The 21,035-nt window shown below is 62.4% G+C and carries 19 protein-coding genes, 1 tRNA gene and 1 pseudogene; 6 read left to right on the top strand and 15 right to left on the bottom strand.

The window, feature by feature from the left end; translation table 11 throughout:
• Positions 1-73: transfer RNA gene (locus tag AC07OV_RS28535), tRNA-Glu, on the bottom strand.
• A gap of 358 nt (positions 74-431) precedes the next feature.
• On the opposite strand from AC07OV_RS28535, the gene AC07OV_RS28530 reads away from it, so the two are divergent.
• Together AC07OV_RS28530 and AC07OV_RS28525 are read left to right on the top strand one after the other, a co-directional pair.
• Positions 432-1,202, top strand: coding sequence for a hypothetical protein (locus AC07OV_RS28530; RefSeq protein ID WP_176996462.1), 771 nt, complete (start codon positions 432-434; stop codon positions 1,200-1,202).
• 200 nt (positions 1,203-1,402) lie between these two features.
• Positions 1,403-2,215, top strand: coding sequence for an alpha/beta fold hydrolase (locus tag AC07OV_RS28525; protein WP_494998980.1), 813 nt, complete (start codon positions 1,403-1,405; stop codon positions 2,213-2,215).
• Between the two features lie 39 nt (positions 2,216-2,254).
• On the opposite strand, the gene AC07OV_RS28520 is transcribed toward AC07OV_RS28525, so the two are convergent.
• The 4 genes and pseudogenes from AC07OV_RS28520 to AC07OV_RS28505 form a co-directional block, all read right to left on the bottom strand.
• Complete coding sequence (locus AC07OV_RS28520; protein WP_494998981.1) at positions 2,255-3,097, bottom strand: methyl-accepting chemotaxis protein; 843 nt, start codon at positions 3,095-3,097, stop codon at positions 2,255-2,257.
• Between the two features lie 18 nt (positions 3,098-3,115).
• Positions 3,116-3,313: pseudogene (locus AC07OV_RS28515) on the bottom strand (HAMP domain-containing protein); the annotation flags it as partial.
• 1,023 nt (positions 3,314-4,336) lie between these two features.
• The gene (locus AC07OV_RS28510) at positions 4,337-5,749 is read right to left on the bottom strand and encodes an aminotransferase-like domain-containing protein (protein WP_495093463.1); all 1,413 of its coding nucleotides are present in this window, start codon (positions 5,747-5,749) and stop codon (positions 4,337-4,339) included.
• A gap of 203 nt (positions 5,750-5,952) precedes the next feature.
• Positions 5,953-6,714 (bottom strand): SDR family oxidoreductase, encoded by a 762-nt coding sequence (locus AC07OV_RS28505; protein WP_494998978.1) that lies wholly within the window; start codon positions 6,712-6,714, stop codon positions 5,953-5,955.
• 229 nt (positions 6,715-6,943) lie between these two features.
• On the opposite strand from AC07OV_RS28505, the gene AC07OV_RS28500 reads away from it, so the two are divergent.
• Positions 6,944-7,951: an NADP-dependent oxidoreductase gene (locus tag AC07OV_RS28500; protein WP_494998977.1), complete on the top strand. Its 1,008-nt coding sequence runs from the start codon at positions 6,944-6,946 to the stop codon at positions 7,949-7,951.
• A 106-nt stretch (positions 7,952-8,057) separates the two neighbouring features.
• On the opposite strand, the gene pyrF is transcribed toward AC07OV_RS28500, so the two are convergent.
• Complete coding sequence (pyrF, locus tag AC07OV_RS28495; RefSeq protein ID WP_176996468.1) at positions 8,058-8,756, bottom strand: orotidine-5'-phosphate decarboxylase; 699 nt, start codon at positions 8,754-8,756, stop codon at positions 8,058-8,060.
• Positions 8,757-9,015: 259 nt separating this feature from the next.
• Between pyrF and AC07OV_RS28490 the strand changes: the two genes are divergently transcribed.
• Positions 9,016-9,780, top strand: a complete 765-nt coding sequence (locus AC07OV_RS28490; RefSeq protein WP_176996469.1) for a response regulator — start codon at positions 9,016-9,018, stop codon at positions 9,778-9,780.
• Positions 9,780-10,817, top strand: a complete 1,038-nt coding sequence (locus AC07OV_RS28485; RefSeq protein ID WP_494998975.1) for a sensor histidine kinase — start codon at positions 9,780-9,782, stop codon at positions 10,815-10,817. Before AC07OV_RS28490 ends, AC07OV_RS28485 begins: the two co-directional genes overlap by 1 nt.
• Positions 10,818-10,867: 50 nt before the next feature.
• Here the strand turns inward: AC07OV_RS28485 and AC07OV_RS28480 are convergent, their stop codons facing one another.
• The 9 genes from AC07OV_RS28480 to AC07OV_RS28440 all read right to left on the bottom strand — a co-directional run bounded on the left by AC07OV_RS28480 (position 10,868) and on the right by AC07OV_RS28440 (position 18,718).
• Positions 10,868-11,929 (bottom strand): AI-2E family transporter, encoded by a 1,062-nt coding sequence (locus tag AC07OV_RS28480; RefSeq protein ID WP_176996471.1) that lies wholly within the window; start codon positions 11,927-11,929, stop codon positions 10,868-10,870.
• Between the two features lie 71 nt (positions 11,930-12,000).
• On the bottom strand, positions 12,001-12,819 hold the full coding sequence (locus tag AC07OV_RS28475; protein ID WP_494998974.1) for a DUF4892 domain-containing protein: 819 nt from the start codon (positions 12,817-12,819) through the stop codon (positions 12,001-12,003).
• A 102-nt stretch (positions 12,820-12,921) separates the two neighbouring features.
• Complete coding sequence (locus AC07OV_RS28470) at positions 12,922-13,776, bottom strand: alpha/beta hydrolase (protein WP_494998973.1); 855 nt, start codon at positions 13,774-13,776, stop codon at positions 12,922-12,924.
• Positions 13,773-14,576 (bottom strand): alpha/beta fold hydrolase, encoded by an 804-nt coding sequence (locus tag AC07OV_RS28465; RefSeq protein ID WP_494998972.1) that lies wholly within the window; start codon positions 14,574-14,576, stop codon positions 13,773-13,775. The genes AC07OV_RS28470 and AC07OV_RS28465 overlap by 4 nt, the downstream gene beginning before the upstream one ends.
• Before the next feature lie 97 nt (positions 14,577-14,673).
• Positions 14,674-15,117 (bottom strand): hotdog fold thioesterase, encoded by a 444-nt coding sequence (locus AC07OV_RS28460; RefSeq protein ID WP_176996475.1) that lies wholly within the window; start codon positions 15,115-15,117, stop codon positions 14,674-14,676.
• Positions 15,118-15,147: 30 nt separating this feature from the next.
• Positions 15,148-16,803, bottom strand: coding sequence for an AMP-binding protein (locus AC07OV_RS28455; protein ID WP_495093462.1), 1,656 nt, complete (start codon positions 16,801-16,803; stop codon positions 15,148-15,150).
• An 85-nt stretch (positions 16,804-16,888) separates the two neighbouring features.
• A complete protein-coding gene (gene sixA, locus AC07OV_RS28450; protein WP_494998970.1) occupies positions 16,889-17,338 on the bottom strand; it encodes a phosphohistidine phosphatase SixA in 450 nt (149 codons plus the stop codon).
• Positions 17,335-17,682, bottom strand: a complete 348-nt coding sequence (locus AC07OV_RS28445; RefSeq protein WP_176996478.1) for a DUF4389 domain-containing protein — start codon at positions 17,680-17,682, stop codon at positions 17,335-17,337. The genes sixA and AC07OV_RS28445 overlap by 4 nt, the downstream gene beginning before the upstream one ends.
• A 10-nt stretch (positions 17,683-17,692) precedes the next feature.
• Positions 17,693-18,718: an NAD(P)H-dependent glycerol-3-phosphate dehydrogenase gene (locus tag AC07OV_RS28440; RefSeq protein WP_176996479.1), complete on the bottom strand. Its 1,026-nt coding sequence runs from the start codon at positions 18,716-18,718 to the stop codon at positions 17,693-17,695.
• Between the two features lie 195 nt (positions 18,719-18,913).
• Between AC07OV_RS28440 and AC07OV_RS28435 the strand changes: the two genes are divergently transcribed.
• Entirely contained in the window at positions 18,914-21,034 is a 2,121-nt protein-coding gene (locus AC07OV_RS28435; protein ID WP_494998969.1) for a TonB-dependent receptor plug domain-containing protein, read from the top strand.
• Position 21,035: the final 1 nt, after the last annotated feature.

Raw genomic sequence — 21,035 nt, 5'->3', positions numbered from 1 at the left:
CGTCCCCTAGGGGACTCGAACCCCTGTTACCGCCGTGAAAGGGCGGTGTCCTAGGCCACTAGACGAAGGGGACACACGTACAACTTCACTGCTTAACCGCGTTTCGCTGTGTGCTTTCCGCGTTAAGTGGCGCGCATTCTATGGATGGATTGAAAGGTCGTCAACCCCCAAGGATAAATTTATTAAAATCAATGACTTCGCCCCGCTTTCCGGGCCTTTGCGCGCATTCTGCCCGTCCAGGCTTTGACGCCTATATTCTGGCGCCCGACAAGACGCTATAGTCCACCCCAGCAAATGATGGCAATGTGCATCTATGCAGGGAACGCTTACCTATATAGAAGAAACTACCTGGGCAACTGGTCGATCAGTCCTATCCGCCAGATGGCTCAGTCACTACACTCCACTGCAAACCCTATTAAGAGGTCACACCGGTGACACCACTCATGATCACCCTGCTGGTAATAGCCGGGATCGTAATACTGATCGCCATTGGCTACATGAACCACGTGGTGGAAAACAACAAACTGGAAAAGAAACGCACCGAGATCGAACTCAATGATCGGCTGCGTCGTTGCGGAGAAATCACCGAGACCTTTCCTGGCCAGTTGATGAGCCCGGCGCTCAAGCTGTTGCTGACCCGCCTGGAGCTCAACGTCAACCAGCGCCTGTTGAACCTCAACAAGACCAGCGCCCCCCTCAAGGCGCGCATCACCGAGCTGAGCGCGTTGATCGCCCAGGGCGAGTCAATCCCGGTGGCCAACCCGCCTGCGCCGATCCAGACCGAAGCCAAGGCCAAGGATGTACGTTTCCTGCTTGAAGCCCTGCACGGCCAGGTCACCCGCGCCGCCCAGGACGGTTTCCTGCCGGCCAACGAGGCCAAGCACTGGATCAAGGAAATCCGCCATATCCTGGTGCTGCTGCACATCGAGTTCTTCAACAACCTCGGCCAGCATGCCCTGCAACAAGGCCAGCCGGGCCAGGCGCGCCTGGCGTTCGAGCGTGGCGTACAGTATTTGCGCAAGCAGCCCGAACCGGTGGTCTACAGCGCCCAGCTGCAATTGCTGGAGAAACAACTGGCCCGCGCCAACTCCACCGTCCTGACCAACAGCAAGCCGGCTGAAGATGAGGTCAACGAATTGACCGAAGGCCTGAAAGTGGTCGACGCCGACGCCGACTGGAAAAAGAAAGTCATCTACGACTGATTGTAGTGAGCGGGCTCGCCCCGCGCCGCGGAGTGTCAGGCACTGCAGTGTGTCAGGTATGCCGCCGCGCGGGGCAAGCCCGCTCACTACAGTTGGCATGGGCAGCACATCGCCACGAGATGCCATCACTTTGCATCTATCCCCCCGCCCCCGAGTAGCGTAAAAAAGTGCCCCTCACTCCGTGAAGTTAGAGGCTCGCTATGCCCGTCGCCGTGATTGATGGACAACCGCTGCATTATGTCGACCAGGGCACCGGCCCGGTCGTCCTGCTGGGCTCGAGTTACCTGTGGGACCGCGACATGTGGGCCCCGCAAATCGAAGCCCTGTCGCAACAGTACCGTGTGATTGTCCCCGAGCTGTGGGGCCACGGCGAGTCAGGGCCGCTGCCGGCGGCCACCCAATCCCTGGACGGCCTCGCCCGCCAAGCCCTGGCCTTGCTGGATCAATTGGACATTGCACAGATCAACCTGGTGGGCCTGTCGGTCGGCGGCATGTGGGGTGCACGCCTGGCATTGCTCGCCCCCGAGCGCATCAACAGCCTGGTGCTGATGGACACCTATCTCGGTGCCGAGCCCGAGGCCACGCGCCAGTATTATTTCTCGCTGTTCAAGATGATCGAAGACGCCGGCGCCATTCCCGAGCCGTTGCTGGATGTGGTGGCACCGATTTTCTTCCGCCCAGGCATTGACCGTGAGTCAGCGCTGTACCAGGGCTTTCGCGCCGAACTGCAAGCCTTCACGCGAGAACGCCTGCTGGACAGCATCGTGCCACTGGGCCGGCTGATCTTCAGCCGTGCAGACATCCTGGACCAACTGCCACGCCTGGACGCCGACACCACCCTGGTGGTGTGCGGCGAGCAAGACAAGCCTCGCCCCCCTGCGGAGTCCACGGAAATGGCCGAGCTGATCGGCTGCAGCCTGATCCTGATTCCTGAAGCCGGGCACATCTCGGCCCGGGAGAATCCGGATTTCGTCAACGAAGCGCTGCTGACCTTCCTCGCCAACAACGCCTGATCGCCCTGCTGCCCTTTGATCGCCACCTGCACGGTGCGATCAAAGGCGGAAGTGCCCCACCATCCCCTGAAGTTCAGTACCCAGTTGCGCCAACTGGATGCTCGACGCGGCATTGCCCTGCATGCTCAGCGCCGATTGGTCGGCACTGGCGCGAATACTGGTGACACTGCGGTTAATCTCTTCGGCCACCGAGCTTTGCTCTTCGGCCGCCGCAGCAATCTGCTGGTTCATCTGCTGAATCAATGACACGGCAGCGGCGATGCTGCCCAAGGCGCTCTCGGTTTCCAATGCATCACTGACCGCCAATTTCACCAGCTCGCCACTTTGCTGGATCTGTTGCACCGACGACTGCGCCGCACTGCGCAAGGTGCTGACCAGCCGCTCGATTTCCTCGGTCGACTGCTGGGTACGCTTGGCCAGCGCCCGCACTTCATCGGCGACCACCGCAAAACCACGGCCCTGCTCCCCTGCCCGTGCTGCCTCGATGGCGGCGTTGAGCGCCAGCAGGTTGGTCTGCTCGGCGACGCTTTTGATCACACTCAACACGGTGCCGATATTCTGGATTTCCGCACTCAGGCTTTCGATGCTCGCGCTTGCGCTGGTGCTGGAGGTGGCAAGCAATTCGATACGCTGCAAGCTCTGGCGCACCACTTGCTGGCCGCTATCAACCTTGTCGTCGGCGGTCTGCGCGGCCTGGGCCGCTTCTTCGGCATTGCGCGCCACGTCGTGCACGGTGGCGGTCATCTGGTTCATTGCCGTGGCCACCTGCTCGGTTTCTTCCTTCTGGCTGCTGACCTCGACATTGGTCTGTTCAGTGACACTGGACAGTGAGTGGGCCGACGCCGCCAGTTGCTCGATCCCGGCCTGCAAGCCGCTGACCATGTGGCTCAGCCCATTGCCCATCTGCTGCATCGCCTGCATCAATTGGCCGATTTCATCTCGACGGCTGACCTCCATCCGCCCACTCAAATCGCCGGAGGCAATTTGCTGGGCCACCGCGATCACACTGCGCAGCGGTGCAACGATCAAGCGGGTAATCACCCACGCCGCAATCAACCCCACCAACAGCGCCAGCGCCGACGAGCCGATGATCAGCATCGCGCTTTTCTTCAATTGCGCCTGCATCGACTGATCTTCAGCGTCATAGGCCTGGTTCACCCGGCTGACCACTTGGTCGGCGCGATCATGCAATTGCTTGTAGACGACTTTTTCCTGGGCCAACAACCCGGTGTACTCACCCAGCTTTTCGCTGAACGAGGCGATATGCCCGGACACTTCATTGAGCACCGTCTGGTAGCCGGCATCCTTGACCGAGGTTTTCAGTTGTTCGACTTGAGCCAGGGCCTGGTCGGCCTGCTCGATCTTGCCTTGTTCGGCTTCGTCCGCATCGGCCTTGCGGCTTTGGTCCAGGCGCACCCGTGCTTCGTTCATGGCCTGCAGCATAAGCCGCGATACCTGGCTGACCTGCCCGGCCTGCTCGATAAACTCGGCGCCCTCCTTGCCCTGGCTTTCCTTGAGCCCATAGGCACCGTCGTCGGCCAGACCGGCTTGCAACACATCAAGGTTATTGGCCACGCTGGACACCGACCAACTGGCCATTTCCAGAGCCAGGTCCTTGGTCTGGGTCAACTCGACGAACTCATCAAACGCCTTGCGATAGGCGGCCAGCGCCTGCTCGACGTCGGCCATCACCGGCACATTGGCGACGGACTGGGCCTTGAGACTGGCCGCCAGTGCGGCCAGGGCGTCGACGCTCTCGTGCAGGGCGTCAACGGCTTTCGGATCGGCGTGCAGCGCGTAGTCCTGCTCGATCAGGCGCACTTTGAGCAAGCCGCTGTTGAGCGAAGACATCTCCTTGAGGCCTTCGAAACGCTGGCCGACGGTCTGCAGCGACCACACGCCAATCGCCGCCACCAAGGCCGTCAGCAGCAGCACCAGGGTGAAGCCCAAGCCCAGTTTTTTTGCCATCCCGAGGTTGGCGAAACGTCGTTGCACGGCCGAAATCATTGCACTTGAGTCCTCTTGCAATGGCAGATGCCATCAAGCCCGATTTACCAATGGCGAGATTCGCAACCACGGAGCACCGGCACAAGACGCTGGCGCCGGAATAATGGCAAAAAGCTACACACCCGTCGTTTTCAGAATGGTCGAGGTCGATCTGGCAGGCCCCATGACGCGGAACAACGCCAGCGCTCGCTGATCATCAGCATAGGCCACGTTGATGCGCAGCCAGTCACTCGGCTCCCCGTTCGGGCTGAACAACGCCCCGGGAGTCAACAGCACGCCGAGCCGCCGCGCCTGCGCCTGCAGCCGTGACGGCGCCACGGCGCCTGGCTTTGCCCACAGGAACATGCCGCCTGCAGGCACGGCGAACACCTTCCACTCCTCGTCTTCCAACACTTGCAACGTAGCGGCCATGTGCACACCCAGCCTTTTGCGCAAGCGCTGTACCCATTTGCGATACGTGCCATTGGCCAGCAAGACGGCCACCACCGCCTCGGCAAACCGCGAAGTGCCAATACCGGTCAGCGTCTTGAGGGTGACCAGGCGGGCAACAATCGCTGCGCTGGCGCTGAGGTAACCCACGCGCAATGCGCTGCTCAGGGTTTTGGAAAAGCTCGAGACGTAGATCACCCGGCCATCATGGGGCAGCGCCGACAAGCGCACGCAACTGGCGTGCTGCAAGTCGCCATAGATGTCTTCTTCGATGATCAGAAAGTCTTCACTGCGGGCCAGTTGCAGCAAACGTTCGGCGACCTCGCGGCACAGGCTGGTGCCGGTCGGGTTGTGATACAGGCTATGGATGAACAGGCACTTGGGCCGATGGTCTCGAAGCAGCGCTTCAAGCGTCGGGATATCCGGCCCCCCACGGGTGCGCGGCACTTCCAGCAGTGTGACGCCTTGAAAGGCCAACTGACGAAAGAGGTTGCCGTACCCCGGGGTCTCGACCACCACCGTGTCGCCGGCCTTGAGCAAGGTGCGTATCAACAGGTCCTGGGCATGGCTGGCACCGTGGGTGGTGACAATGCACTCCAGGCGGGTGGCAACCTGCAGGTGGTTCAGCCGTTTGAGCAGTTGTTCACGCAGTGCCGGCAAGCCCAGCGGCGAGCTGTAGTTGAACAGGCCTGCGGTGTCGGTACGGCTGACCTCGCGTATTGCGTAACTGATGTCGTCGCTTTCACGCCAAGCATCCGGCAGCCAGCCATTGCCTAGCTTCAGTTCGCCCAGCGGGCTGTCGGTAAAGCCCCCCCAGGCCTGCTCGGCGCCTTCATACCAATGGCCTTCGTGAACAACCGCTGGCGGGGCCACCATAAAACCAGACCCGTGCCGGGGCGAGAGCAGCCCTTGGGCCACCATGCGCTCGAACGCCTCGATCACATTGGACTGGCTGACCAGGTTATCGAGCGCCAATTGCCGCACAGACGGCAGACGTGTACCCGGGGCTGCCCCACTCGTGCGAATCCATTGCGCCACCGCGCTGACAATCTGCTGCACCACCGGTACAGGAGCCTGCCGATCGATTCCTAAATCCATGAGCCACCCACTTCAACTGTCTGTTATTCAACCCGCATGAGTTAAGCACAGAAGCCTGGCCTGGCTCGTTACCAACCTTTACTAAATTATTGATTCTATTGACTTATTTACTTAATGACACATATTCGCTCACGGCTTATAGCCAGCTTGGGAAACGCCCCACACCACCCAAAACTTTTTCGAATGACGTAGGGCGTGCAGTCCTAGATCGCCGTCGCGCCACCGTCTACCGCCAGCGCCTGGCCAGTGGTGAACGCGGCGCCATCACTGCACAGGTACAGCACCGCACTGGCGATCTCCTCGACTTTGCCAATGCGCCCCACCGGGTGCATGGCCGCCGCGAACTCAGCCTTGCGCGGGTCGGCCTCATAGGCACGGCGGAACATGTCGGTATCAATGACGGCCGGGCACACCGCATTCACGCGGATTTTCTTTTTCGCGTACTCGATGGCGGCCGACTTGGTCAGGCCGATCACTGCGTGCTTGGACGCCGCGTAAATGCTCATCTTCGGCGCAGCGCCCAAACCGGCAACCGACGCGGTGTTGACGATCGCACCGCCGCCCTGGGCCAGCAGCAATGGCAACTGGTGCTTCATGCACAGCCAGACGCCCTTGACGTTCACCCCCATGATGGCGTCGAACTCGTCCATGCTGCCTTCGGCGAGCTTGCCCTTCTCGATCTCGATTCCGGCGTTGTTGAACGCATAGTCCAGGCGACCATAGGCTGTAATCGTCTGTGCCATCAATTGCTGCACGTCCGCCTCCAGGGTCACGTTGCAGCGCACGAACAGCGCCTCGCCCCCGGCCTGCTGGATCAGCGCGACAGTGCCCTCGCCGCCCGCCACGTCCAGGTCGGCCACCACGACCTTCAAGCCTTCAGCGGCAAAGGCCAGCGCCGTGGCGCGTCCAATACCGGCTGCTGCGCCAGTCACCAGGGCCACGTGGCCGGAAAACGTCATGCTCATGGGGGGATGTCCTATGCAAGAAATAACCGTCGCTGGAGTCTAGCCAACCGCAGGCTGGGCGCGTCAGCACTATCAGAAGGCCGGTTGGCGCTGTATGAGCCGCAGTGATAAAGCTGCCCGGCGCACTATCATCAATGCCTATCGCCGAGCATTCGCTCCCCTGGGCGAGCTTGCCCTCAGGCGGTTGAGGGTCTATCACTCTGGGTTCACTTCCAACAGAGTCCTTGCCATGACTGCCCAGACCAATCGCCAGTTCCTGCTCGCCAAACGCCCGGTCGGCGCGGCCACGCGGGACACCTTCACCTACCAGGAAGTGCCGGTGGGCACACCCGGCGATGGGCAGGTGCTGGTGCGCAACGAGTACCTGTCCCTGGACCCGGCCATGCGCGGCTGGATGAATGAGGGCAAGTCCTACATCCCTCCGGTGGGTATCGGCGAGGTGATGCGTGCACTGGGCGTGGGAAAAGTAATTGCCTCGAACACCCCGAAGTTTGCAGTGGGGGACTACGTCAACGGCGCCTTGGGCGTGCAGGATTATTTCCTCGGCGAGCCACGCGGCTTCTATAAGGTCGACCCGAAACTCGCCCCACTGCCGCGCTACTTGTCCGCCCTGGGCATGACTGGCATGACCGCCTACTTCGCCCTGCTGGACACTGGCGCGCCGAAGGCGGGCGAAACCGTGGTGATCTCCGGCGCAGCGGGCGCGGTGGGCAGCATTGCCGGGCAGATCGCCAAGCTCAAGGGTTGCCGCGTAGTGGGCATTGCCGGAGGCGCCGACAAGTGCAAGTTCCTGGTGGATGAACTGGGCTTCGACGCCGCGATTGATTACAAAAGCGAAGACGTGCCTGCCGCCCTCAAGCGCGAATGCCCCAAAGGCGTGGACGTGTATTTCGATAACGTTGGCGGCGACATTCTCGACGCCGTCCTCAGCCGCCTGGCATTGAAGGCTCGCGTGGTGATCTGCGGCGCAATCAGCCAGTACAACAATAAGGAAGCGGTGAAAGGCCCGGCCAACTATTTGTCATTGCTGGTCAATCGCGCGCGCATGGAAGGGTTTGTGGTGATGGACCACGCGGCGAACTTTGCCGCTGCCGGTCAGGAGATGGCCGGCTGGATGGCCCAGGGCAAGCTCAAGAGCAAGGAAGATATCGTGGAGGGGCTGGAAACGTTCCCGGAGACGCTGATGAAGCTGTTCAACGGCGAGAATTTCGGGAAGCTGGTGCTCAAGGTCAACTGAAACACCCCTTTGTAGGAACCGGCTTGCCGGCGATGGCGGCCTTGAACCTGATGCAAGGCTGAGGGCGCTATCGCCGGCAAGCCGGCTCCTACAGGGGATGTTTCGCTCAGGCGATTTCGGCGACGACTGCAGCCAGTGCCTTGGCAGGGTCGGCGGCCTGGCTGATCGGGCGACCGATCACCAGGTAATCGGAACCGGCGTCCAGCGCCTGGCGCGGGGTCAGGATGCGGCGTTGGTCATCCTGGGCGCTGCCTGCAGGACGAATCCCCGGGGTCACCAGTTGCAACGATGGGTGAGCCGTCTTCAGGGCCTGGGCTTCCAGCGCCGAGCACACCAGGCCATCAAGGCCGGCTTTCTGTGCCAGGGCCGCCAGGCGCAGTACCTGTTCCTGCGGCTCGATGTCCAGGCCGATACCGGCCAGGTCTTCGCGCTCCATGCTGGTCAGCACGGTCACACCGATCAGCAGCGGTTTAGGGCCGCTGCGCTGTTCCAGCACTTCGCGGCACGCGCTCATCATGCGCAGGCCACCGGAGCAGTGCACGTTGACCATCCACACGCCCATTTCGGCGGCGGCCTTGACCGCCATGGCGGTGGTGTTGGGAATATCGTGGAATTTCAGGTCGAGGAATACCTCGAAGCCTTTGTCACGCAGGGTGCCGACGATTTCGGCGGCGCAACTGGTGAACAGTTCCTTGCCGACCTTGACCCGGCAAAGCGTGGGGTCCAACTGGTCAGCCAGCTTCAGTGCGGCGTCACGAGTGGGGTAATCCAGGGCGACGATGATAGGAGTCTGGCAGACGGACATTGGAATGGGCTCTCAGGCAAGTCGAAATCGGCGCGGATTGTAGCGCAAGCGGCGCCGTTGCGGGATCCGATGATCGGTAAATACTGACAGACCGCGTTGCGGCGGCCATTTTCGCCAATTGTATCGAGCCAGATACATTCACGACATGCCCTCAACACGCCCCCCGGCTAGCCTCGCCCCCACGACCGACCGTCCAGCACTTCCAGCCATGGGGCTGGGCGCCTATGCTGACAGCAACAACCAGGCAGATGATCGCACTATGCATACTTCTTCAGTCTCTGTGAACGACGAGCAAAAAGGCGCTGTGATCGCCGACGAAAAGCGCTGGAACACCCGCGCCCTGATCGTCGATGACGATGTGCCGATCCGCGAACTGCTGATCGATTACCTGGCACGCTTCAACATTCTTGCCGTCGGCGTGACCGATGGCGCCGCCATGCGCCAAGCCATGCAAGCCGAAACCTTCGACGTGGTGGTGCTCGACCTGATGCTGCCGGGCGAAGATGGCCTGTCCTTGTGCCGCTGGCTGCGCGCCGAATCGGACATCCCGATCCTGATGCTCACCGCACGCTGCGAACCTACCGACCGTATCATCGGCCTGGAGCTGGGCGCCGACGACTACATGTCCAAGCCTTTCGAGCCGCGCGAACTGGTGGCGCGCATCCAGACTATCCTGCGTCGGGTGCGTGATGACCGTACCGAACAGCGCGCCAATATCCGCTTCGACAACTGGCGCCTCAACAGCGTGTTGCGCCAGCTGGTGGCCGACGACGGCCTGGTGGTGCCGCTGTCCAACGCCGAGTTTCGCTTGCTGTGGGTGTTCATCGAGCGCCCGCGCCGCGTACTGAGCCGCGAACAATTGCTGGACGCCGCCCGTGGCCGCTCCATCGAAGCGTTTGATCGCAGCATCGACTTGCTGGTCTCGCGCTTGCGCCAAAAGCTGGGCGACGATCCCAAGGCACCGCAGTTGATCAAAACCGTACGTGGCGAAGGCTACCTGTTCGACGCGCGGGATATCGGCTGATGCGCAACGCCTTCAATACGCTGTTCGGCAGGCTGTTCGGCGTATTGCTGGTAGCCATCGTGCTGGCCCACGTGCTGGCGATCTTCTGGTTTCACCACTACGGCCCGCCGCCAACGCCGCCTGGCGAAATGTTCGTGCAGCAAGCAGACGGCAGCTTCACCCCCTTGCACAAGAAGCACCCTCGCCCCTGGTTTGGCGGGCCGGTGGTGCCGCTGACGTTCCAGTTCATTTCGCTGATCATCGCAGCCTGGTATGGCGCCAAGCTGCTGAGCCGGCCGATCCAGCGCCTCAGCGCGGCAGCCGAGCGCTTGAGCGTCGACCTCGACAGCCCGCCGCTCAATGAGTCCGGGCCGAGGGAAGCACGGCAAGCTGCATCCACCTTCAATATGATGCAAAAACGCATTCGCGAGCAGGTCAGCCAGCGCGCGCGCATGCTCGGGGCGGTCTCCCATGACCTGCGTACCCCGCTGTCACGCCTCAAGCTGCGCCTGGAACAGATCGAGGACACCAAGCTGCAAGGCCAGATGCGCCAGGACCTGGACGACATGATAGGCATGCTCGATGCCACCCTGAGCTACTTGCACGAACAACGCACCAGCGAAACCCGACACTGGCTCGATGTACAGGCGCTGGTGGAATCCCTCAGTGAAAACGCCCAGGACCAGGGCTGCGACGTGCAGTTCTCGGGCACCTGCGCGCCCTTGCAGGTGCAGCCCATGGCGCTGCGCTCATGCCTCAACAACCTGATCGACAACGCCCTGCGCTACGCCGGCACCGCCCGCGTGGAACTGGCGGACAGCAAGGGCGCGCTGGTGATCCGTGTGATCGACCACGGCCCGGGGATTGCCGCCGACAAACGCGAGGCGGTATTCGAGCCGTTTTTCCGGCTCGAAGGCTCACGCAACCGCAACTCCGGCGGCGTCGGCCTGGGCATGACGATTTCCAAGGAAGCGGTGGAACGCCTCGGCGGCCACCTGAGCCTGGAAGACACCCCAGGCGGCGGCCTGACCGCCGTCATGTGGCTACCAAGAGCCTAATCGCTGGCACGGCCCCCTGTAGGAGCTGGCTTGCCTGCGATGGCGGTCTGTCAGATCGATTTATCCTCCCGGCGGCCCTGGGCCTGGGTCGCACTCCAGTCCATCAACAAGCTGTAGGCCACCGCGAGCAAGGTCGGGCCGATAAACAACCCGATAAAACCAAAGGCGATCAACCCGCCGAACACCCCGAGCAGCACGATCACCAGCGGCAGGTTGCCGCCCCGGCTGATCAGGTAGGGCTTGAGCACGTTGTCAACGCCGCTGATGATAAACGTGCCCCACACACCCAGGAACACTGCATAGGTGTAGTCGCCCTTCCACGCCAGCCAGGCCGTTGCCGGGATCCACACCAGCGGCGGGCCCATGGGGATCAGGCTGAGCAGGAAGGTCACGATGCCCAGCACCAACGCGCCCGGTACGCCTGCGATCCAGAAACCGATCAGCGCCAGCAGGGCCTGTGCGGCGGCAGTACCGATGACACCGTTGACTACCCGTTGCACGGTGCCAGCCACCAGTTCGATGTAGTAACCGGCACGCTCGCCGATCAGGCGTTCCAGCAGGCGATGCACAAAGGTCGCCAGGCGCGGCCCGTCACGGTAGAAGAAAAACACGAACACCAGGCTCAGGGTCAACTCAAGGATGCCGCCGCCGATCTGCGCACTGCGCGCCAGCAACCAGTTGCCCACCTGCCCCAGGTAAGGCTTGATGCTGACCATCAGCGCCGCACCCTGCTGGTCGATACTGTCCCAGGTCGCCACCAGCCGCTCGCCGATAAACGGGATCGAACCGAGCCAGGTTGGCGCTTCGGGCAGGCCATCGACCTGGATGTCCTTGATCAGGCCCACGGCGTCGCGCACATGGTCGGCCAGGTTGAAACCCAGCCACACCAGCGGCACCGCCACCAGCAACATCCAGCCCAACGTCAGGATGCCCGCTGCCAGGGACTCACGCCCCCCCAGCCAACGGGTGAGCAAGCGCATCAGCGGCCAACTGGCAAACGCCAGCACCGCGCCCCAGAACAGCGCCGACCAGAACGGCGCCATCACCCAGAAACTGGCACCGAACAGCACCAGCAGCAGGATTTGCACCAGCAGGCGATCGTTATTGAGCATCGGGTATCTCGAGAAGAGGGCTTAGGAAGAGAGCTTAGGCGAACGGCGCGGGTCCGTTCGCCTGGTCATGCCTAGCGTATCAGATGCAGGTGCAGGCCTTTGGCAGCATCGGTGCCGGTTTCCAGGCGGGCAGCGCGCACGCCGCTGTCGATCAGGCCCTGGCGCCAGGCCTCGGCCGTAGGGCCGGTGAGGCTTACGCGCAAGGTAGCGTCGAGGTTCAACCCACGGGAAATAAGGTTAAGCCAGGTGGCATCAGGCTCGACGCCCAATGTCGGGAAGTCCAGCTCGCCGGTGCTTTTCAACTCACGCAGCAACGTGGCCGAGGTGGGCAGCAGGTCGCCCAGTGGCGCGCTGGCGTCCAGTTGTTCCACATGCAGATAGGCACGGCGGTTGCCCCGGGTGATGCCATACAGCGCCACCAGGGAATTGTCCTGGGGGGCGGCCAGGCGCAGCAGCAGGTATTCCTGTTGGCCGTCGGCGCCCACCAGTTTGGCATTGCCGAATACCTCGTTGGCCCACAAGCTGCTTTCGCCGCAATCGCGGGCCTGGCACCAGAACAACAGTTGCGCGCCCTTGGCCTGCAACGCTTCACGAGTTGCGGTGAACGCCGCGCTGGAGGTGTGCTCCGGTGGCAGTTCGTAGGTAATGGCGGTGGTTTGCCCGCGCGCCGTGGCCTGGCCTTCATAGCGCAACTGGCCGCTGATCTTGCGGATCGCGCCCATGGGGTAGATGCGTTCTTTTTCTTCGGCGGGGCGGTAGTCGACGATTTGCGCGTCGACCTGACGGGCCACGGTGGGCAGGTCTTGGCTACCCGGTACGTCGGCGGCGAACACCAGGGGGCTCAGCAGGCTCAGCCCCAGGATACGGAAACATCCTTTACGCACGCTCATCGGATCAACGCGCCTGGGCCACTGGAGGTCGAAGCAGTGTTGAGATTGTTCATGGTTGACTCCCTTTCAATCCGCCCAGCCTCGGCAGTTGACCCCGCCAAGTCAAGGCGTGGAGAAGAACCGATTGAAACAGTCTGCAACAAGGATCGCGCCGGGCTCGTCATTCAGGTGCAAATGATGGCCGCCTGGCAGCGTGGTCACGGTGAAGGGTAGCTGAGAAAGCAATTCGGGATGTTTCGCCAACATGCCGTCGGCGGCGACCACCAACTGCGTGGGGCAACCGACGCGCCGCACGAAAGCCATCGCCTGCTCATCCGTCAGACGCATCGGCGAGGCCAGGGTCAATCGGCTATCGGATCGCCAGGTGTATCCCCCCGGCACCGGCATCAAACCGCGCTGGGCCAGCAGTTCGGCGGCTTCGCGACTGACCGCCACCACCCCTTTCATGCGCGCCTCCACGGCACGATCGAGGCTGCCGTACACCGGCTTGCGTTTGTCCTGCAGGCTCAACTGCGCCTGCAAGGCCATGCCCAAGCGCTCGGCGGCGTTCTCGCCACTGGCGGTCGGCGGGATCACGCCGTCGATCAATCCCAGGTGCGTCACCCGTTCCGGCAAGGCACCGGCCAGCACCAGGGAAACGATGGCGCCGAGGGAGTGGCCAAGTAATGCAAAACGTTTCCAGCCCAGTTGTTCGGCCACTTGCAGCACATCGTGGACGTAATCCCACAACGCATAGCCCGCCCCGGCAGGACGATGCGCCGAATGCCCGTGGCCGGCCATGTCCAGGGCAACGATGCGCAACCCCGTCAGTTTTGGCGCCAGGCGCGCAAAGCTGTTGGCGTTGTCCAGCCAGCCATGCAGAGCGATAACCGGCAAACCGTCTTCGGGACCAAACAAGTGTGCCGCCAGCTCGATATGCGCCAGGCTCAAGCGGACTTCCTCGACCGGCGTGCTCATGCGCAACTGCGCTCACGGGCGTCCCAGCGGGAGAACAGGTTTTTGATCAAGGTGGCGGTGTCCTGTGGACGCTCAAGCGGGAACATGTGCCCACCGGGTATGGTGAGCATCTCGCCCATGGGCAGGCGGTCAACGCCGCTGGCGTGGTGGCGCATCACCACTCGGCTCTGGCGACCGCGCACCACCGCCAGCGGCACCTTCAATTGGCGCACTTGGCCGGGGCTGGTGTGAGGCACGCCGCGGTAAATGCTGATTTCAGTGGCCGGGTCGAAACGCAGGCGCAGGCGATCACCGACCTGTTGCAAGCCATGTTGCAGGTACGCGTCGAAGCATTCGGGATCGAACCCGCGAAACAGGGTTTTACCGGCGAAATAGCTGCGCGCGGAGGCAAGGTCAGTGAACTCTTCACGACGGCCCAAGGTACGTCCAGCCGGCGTAAGTCGGTCGATAAAACCAAAGCGCTTGGCGGCGCGGATCACCCAGCGGTCGGCCCGGGTCAGCACCGGCGAATCCAGCATCACCACGCCGCGATACAACTGCGGGCAACGCATGGCCGCGTGCAAGTGCAACACGCCGCCCAAGGAATGGCCCACGCCCCACACGGGTTCAGGTTGCAGCTCCAGGTGGTGGATCAGTTCGTCCACCAGGTTCTGCCAGTTATCGTCCACCGGGAACCTGGGGTCGTGACCGTGCTGCGGCAAGTGAGCCACCGCGTATTCCGGGGCCAGGGCGGCAAACAGCTTGCCGTAGGTGGCCGAAGGGAAACCATTGGCGTGGGCAAAAAACACGTGCTGCGACATACAGGATCCATCTACAAAAACAGAACTGAATTGTCACCAGCCCCGGGCAGCACAGCAATGACTGTAACTGCCAGGAATGATGACACTCACGCCATGCCTATCGTGCCGGCGGTTGCTCGCCCAGCGGCACCACGGCCATGGTCAGGCGCGAAACGCAGCTGGCCTTGCCCTCATCGCTGGTCAGGCGGATGTCCCAGACCTGGGTCGTCCGACCGATATGGATCGCCCGCGCCACCGCCGTCACCCGCCCGCTGCGCACACCACGCAGGTGGTTGGCATTGACCTCCAGGCCCACGCAATAGAATTTTTTCGGGTCGATGCACAGGTAGGCCGCCATGGAGCCGACGCTTTCAGCCAGCACCACCGAGGCGCCGCCGTGCAGCAGACCATAGGGCTGGTGGGTACGGTGATCGACCACCATGCTGGCGGTCAGGGACTCTTCATCAAAACTTTCAAAACGGATATCCAACAATTCACCGATGGTGTTTTTCTGGATGGCATTGAGTTGTTCGATGTTGGGTTGTGTGCGCCACAAACTCATGGGTCAATCCTTTTTGGTTTTATGATGGCCCTAATCCTGCCACAGAACGGTTTCGGAACGCTCGCTCCAAGTCGGTAAATGTTCACCGTAAGTCGCCTCGATCACGCTGCGCTTGATCTTCAGCGTGGGGGTCATAAAGCCGTTTTCCACTGCCCAGTTGTCGTTGACCACCACCAGGTGCTGCAGGCGTTCATGCTTGTCCAGCGTCTGGTTGACCTGTTCCAGCCAGCGCTCAAGGCTTCCCTGCAGCGCCTCGCGATTCTCCGCCTGGCCAACGGCCGACAGCACGCACAACCCCATCGGGGCAATCAGGCCATCCCCCACCACGCACACTTGTTCGATGCGTGCGTGCTCGGCCAGGCGGTTTTCAATCGGCGCCGGAGCCACGTACTTGCCCTTGCTGGTCTTGAAGATTTCCTTGAGACGCCCGGTGAGGCGCAGGCGGCCCTCGGCGTCCTGCTCGCCCTTGTCACCGGTGCGCAGGTAGCCATCATCGGTGAGGGTCTCGGCGGTTTTCTGCGGGTCCTTGAAATAGCCCAGCATTGTCGCGCCGCTGCGCACCTGCACTTCGCCCGACGGGTCGATGCGCACTTCAACGCCGGGGCATGGCTGGCCGATCCAGCCGAGCTTCTGCTGGCCCGGCCGGGACACATGGGAATAACCGCAGGCTTCGGTCATGCCGTACACCTCCAGCACGTCCAACCCTAGACGCTGATACCAGCGCAGCAACGCCTCGGGCACGGGCGCGGCACCGGACAAGGCAATGCGCAACGCATCCAGCCCCAGGCCCGCCAGCACCTTATGGCCGACGCGTTTGCCGATAAAAGGCAGGCGCAGCAGGGTTTCCAGGCGTTTTTCCGGGACCTTGGCATAAACACCCATCTGGAACTTGGTCCAGATGCGTGGCACGCCGAACAACGCGGTGGGGCGCGCCCGGCGCAGGTCGGCCAGGAAGGTGTCGAGGCTTTCGGCGAAAAACACGGTTTGCCCGGTATAAATCGCCGCCATTTCCACAAACATCCGCTCTGCCACATGGCACAACGGCAGGTAGGACAACAGCCGGTCGCCCTCCCCCAGCCCAAACAATTCGGTGCCCCGCGTGGCGGCAAAGCCCAATGCGCCGAAGGTCTGCATCACGCCTTTGGGCAAGCCGGTGGTGCCGGAGGTATAGATGAGGGTGGCGAGGCTGAAAGCGTCAGGCGCAGGGCTGTCCCGAATGGGCGAACACTTTTGCAAATCGGCCCAGGTGAAATCGAAAGTGCCGGCCGGGCACAGCGGCAAGCTGATGGTCGGCACGCCGTGTGGAATACCGGGCGCCATGGCGGGCCAGTCGTCGAGCTTGCCGATCAGCGCCAGCGCCGCCTCGGAATGTGTGAGCACATGGGCCACCGAGTCGGCGGTGAGGTTAGGGTACAGCGGCACCGAGACGTGCCCGGCCATCCAGATCGCCAGGTCGGCGATGATCCAATAGGCGCAGTTTTTAGAAATCAGGGCGATGTGCGAGCCCTGGGGCAGCTCTCGGGCGCGCAGCCAGTGGGCGGCGCGACGGGCTTGCTGGCCAACCTCTTCCCAGGTGAGGGTTTGCACCTCACCGCCGCCAACGGGCTGCACGAGAAAGGTTTTGCGCGGGTGCCGCGCTTCACGTTCGAAGAAGACCTGCAACGGCAAACGAAAAGCGACAGGCATGGGACGCGCTCCTTTGTGTTCCGATGATAGCCAACCAAGCACTTGCTTGGTTGACTATATAGCACACAAAAAGCGGCGATCGTTCCTACGGATTCTTCACGCTGACCAGGCTCATCAGCCCCGCCAGCGGGAAGTCACCCTCCAATTCCGCCAGGCTGGCGGTGTGCATCGGTTGCGGTTGGCGCTGGTGGCCATGCTGCAAAAAGCTGATCAGGCTACCCACCAAAGGCTGGTGGCTGACCAGCAGCACATTGTCATCGGTGTCGAGTTTTTCCAGCACCTGCAACGGGTTGCCGTCGGGGGTCAGCCACGGCACCGTGCGGATCTGCGGCTCGAACCCCAACGCATCGCGCACCAGGTGCGCGGTCTGCTGCGCCCGCACATACGGGCTGGCGATGATGGCGGCGATGGGCTGGCCGATCAGGTGCGCAGCGCTGCGCAAGACTTCGCCACGGCCATGCTCGGTGAGGTTGCGTTCGGCGTCGGTACGGGCGTGCCCTTCGGCCTCGCCGTGCCGCAAAATCCACAGCTTCACAGTTTTGGCTCTTCATCGCGGGCCGGGTGCGGCGCAGGCGGCACGCTGTGAGCGGCTTCGCCTTCAGGTGCGCGTGGGGTCGGCCAATCGGCGAACGGCCAAGGTTTTTGCTCGGTATGGAAGCTGCCGAAACGGCCGATCTGCGCGAGGAACTGGCTGAGGCTGTCGCCAAAATTCATCAAGCCAAGGTTGGGCGCGCTGTAGACCAGGCGATAAATCAGTTGCACCACCACCAGCGCACCGAGCAGGAATTGCGCGACTTGCCACACCAGGGCAAACACCAGCATCCACAGAATGCGCAGCAGGATGGACTCGTATTTAGGGGCGTCTTTCGGGTCGTTCATGGCGCGTTCCTCAGTTGAAACCACTGGTGGAAATAAAGTCGACATCGGTTTTCGGCTCGGCCCGCATCAGCAGTTCGATGACCTGGTTCAAGGTGCGCCCTTCAAACAGGATCGCGTGCAACCCGGCGACCAGCGGCATGTACACCCCCACTTCCTGGGCTTTGGCCTTCAAGACCTTGAGGGTGTTGACCCCTTCGGCCACTTCGCCCAGGCGCGTCACCGCGTCTTCCAGGCTCAGGCCCTGGCCGAGCGCGAAGCCGACCTGGTAATTACGGCTCTTGGGCGAGGAACAGGTCACGATCAAGTCGCCCACGCCGGCCAAACCCAGAAAGGTCATCGGGTTGGCGCCCTGGTTCACCGCAAAGCGCGTCATCTCGGCCAGGGCGCGGGTGATCAGCATGCTCTTGGTGTTTTCGCCCATGCCGAGGGCGACGGCCATGCCGGCAATGATTGCGTAGACGTTTTTCAGCGCACCGCCCAGCTCGACGCCAAAGCGGTCGCCGCTGGCGTAGACGCGAAAGGTGCGGCCATGCAACACGGCCTGGACGCGCTCGCACAGGGCCTCGTCTTCACTGGCGATGACCGTGGCGGTGAGCGCATGTTCGGCCACTTCCCGCGCCAGGTTCGGCCCGGACAGCACGCCGATACGCGCCTTGGGGGCGATCTCTTCGAGGATCTCGCTCATCAGCTTGAAGGTCTGCGCCTCGATGCCCTTGGTCAGGCTGACCAGCAGCTTGCCCGCCAGACGCTCGGCATGGGGCGCCAGCACCGAGCGCAAGGCGCTGGAAGGCAGCGCCACAAAGCACAGATCGCAGGCGGTGAGGGTTTCGAGCAAGTCGGTAACCGGCTCAACGGCCGGGTGCACCTTGATGCCTTTAAGGTAACGGGGGTTTTCCCGGTGGACGCGAATGGCCTCGGCCTGCTCGGGATCGCGCATCCACTGGCGCACCGCGTGGCCGTTCTCAGCCAGCAGGTTAGCCACGGCGGTACCAAAACTTCCGCCTCCCAGGACCGCAATAGGGCGCTGTTCAGTCATATGCAATCCGTTAATCCATACCAGTGGCGATGGCGGCATTATACGGGGCGACCCGATTGCGGCCAGCCCCCGTGTCAATTCACGCGCTTGTCGGAAAATGCCATGCCTGTGTGAAGTAAATGCAAGGGCGGCGACTGGCAAAAGGCCCCGCCTCAGTTAACATGGGCGGCTATCCGTAATTATCAAGGCCGTGCCGTGTATTTGGGCCCTCCTCCCCGCTCATCTGTGTTGTTGATGCTGTTGTGCAGTGCACCTGCGCTGGCTGATGACCTGTTCCTGGACAGCCAGCCACTGCCGCAAGTGCTGACCGCCACCCGCCTGAAACAATCGGCCGCCGCCGTGCCAGGCAGCATGACCGTGATCGACAGCGAGCTGATCAAGGCCAGCGGCGCACGGGATATCAGCGAACTGCTGCGCCTGGTGCCGGGGATGATGGTCGGCTACACCACCGGCAACCAGGCGGCGGTGAACTACCACGGCACCAGCGCCAGCGATGCGCGACGCATGCAGGTGCTGATCGACGGGCGCTCGGTATACCGCGCCGGTTTGGCAACCGTGGACTGGAGCGATATCCCGGTGGCCATGGAGGATATCGAGCGCATCGAAGTGTTCCGTGGCCCCAACACCGTCAGCTATGGCGCCAATGCGTTGATGGCGGTGGTCAACATCCTCACGCGTTCGCCGGCCAACAGCCAGGGCACGCGGGTCAAGGTCATCCGTGGCGAACGCGGGATCAACGACTTCTACGCCAGCCAGGGGGTGGGCTGGGAAACCGGTGACTTGCGTCTGTCCCTGTCGGGCCAGCAGGACGATGGCTTTGACAGCGATGCCGCCGGCGCCGACCGCCGTGACAGCCGTCGCCTCAGCCGCTTCAGCCTGGCAGTGAGCCAAACGCTGAACGCGCAGCAGAGCATCGACTGGCAACTGGACGCCAAGGAAGGCACCAACCAGCGCCCCTACACTTACACACCGGTCTTCGCCGGGATTACCGAAGGCGGTACCAATTCCGACGTCACCGCCAAGGACTATGCCGGTTCCCTGCGCTGGAATTTCGACTTCAACCCGGAGCACAGTCTGTATATCCAGGGTTCGGCGCAGCAGTGGGATCGCCAGCAGGTCTGGAAAGCCTGCGACGCCAAAGTGTCCTTCAGCCCCGAGCTGACCCGCCTGTGGCAGCTCAATCCCAACTACGCCGAGCAATTGGCCCGGCACATGGACACCTACAGCCAGGGCTCCGCACCGCCCGGCAGTGCCGCCGAGCAGGCCCTGGCCAATCAGGTGCTGGACCAGTGGCGCAATGGCGCCAGCCAGAGCGTGTGCGGTGACATCGACCAGAGCACCCGCGAAAGCCGCTACGACATCGAGGTGCAGGACACCCTCAGCCTGTCCGACAGCCTGCGCCTGGTCAGCGGCATGAATTACCGCTACGACCGCGCCGACTCCGACACCTACTTCAATGGCACCCTCGACGACACCACCTGGCGCCTGTTCGGCCACCTGGAATGGCGGGCCAGCGAACACTGGCTGCTGCAAGGCGGCGCGATGTACGAAGACACCCATTTGAGCGGCAACTCGCTGACGCCACGGGTGGCGGTCAACTACTTGATCAACCCACGCCACGGCCTGCGCGCTGTGTATTCCGAAGCGATCCGCTCGCCGGACATGTTCGAGAACAACGTCAACTGGAGCTACCGCGTCACCAACCTCAGCTCGCCGGCCTACGGTCAGAACTCCGGCCAGTATTTCGTGGTGACCCGTGGCCCGGGCAACCTCGACAAAGAACTGATGCGCTCGCGGGAACTGGGCTACAACGGGTTCTTTGCCGACCTCGGGCTGAATGTGGACGTGAAGCTGTTCTATGACGAAATCACCGACATGATCAGCTCGCCCCTGCGCAACAACCAGTACATTGCCAGCAATGCCAACAGCTCACGCTTTACCGGCGCTGAAACCCAGTTCGACTGGCGCATGAGCAACGCCGACCGCCTGCGCCTGACCTATGCTTACGTCGACACCACCGCCAGCAACCCACTGGACAAGCTGCAGACAGCGCGTAACAGTGGCTCGGCCGGTTGGCTGCGTGAATGGGGCCACGGCTGGTCCAGCGCGCTGTTCTACTATGGCGACGACGCACTCAATCAATATCGCTTCGAACGGGTCGACCTGCGGGTGGCCAAGCGCATTGCCCTGGGCAAAGCCAACGTGGAGCTGGCCGGCATGTTGCAACAACGCCTCGATAACCAGCCCACTACCTGGGCCGACAACAACTACGACCATCGCCACGTGCTCTACTTCAGCGCGGAGTTAGAATTCTGAC

This window comes from Pseudomonas sp. GW821-FHT09A09, assembly GCF_059418405.1.
Note: the sequence above shows the minus strand (reverse complement) of the source record. Positions and strands in the feature narration are given on the sequence as shown.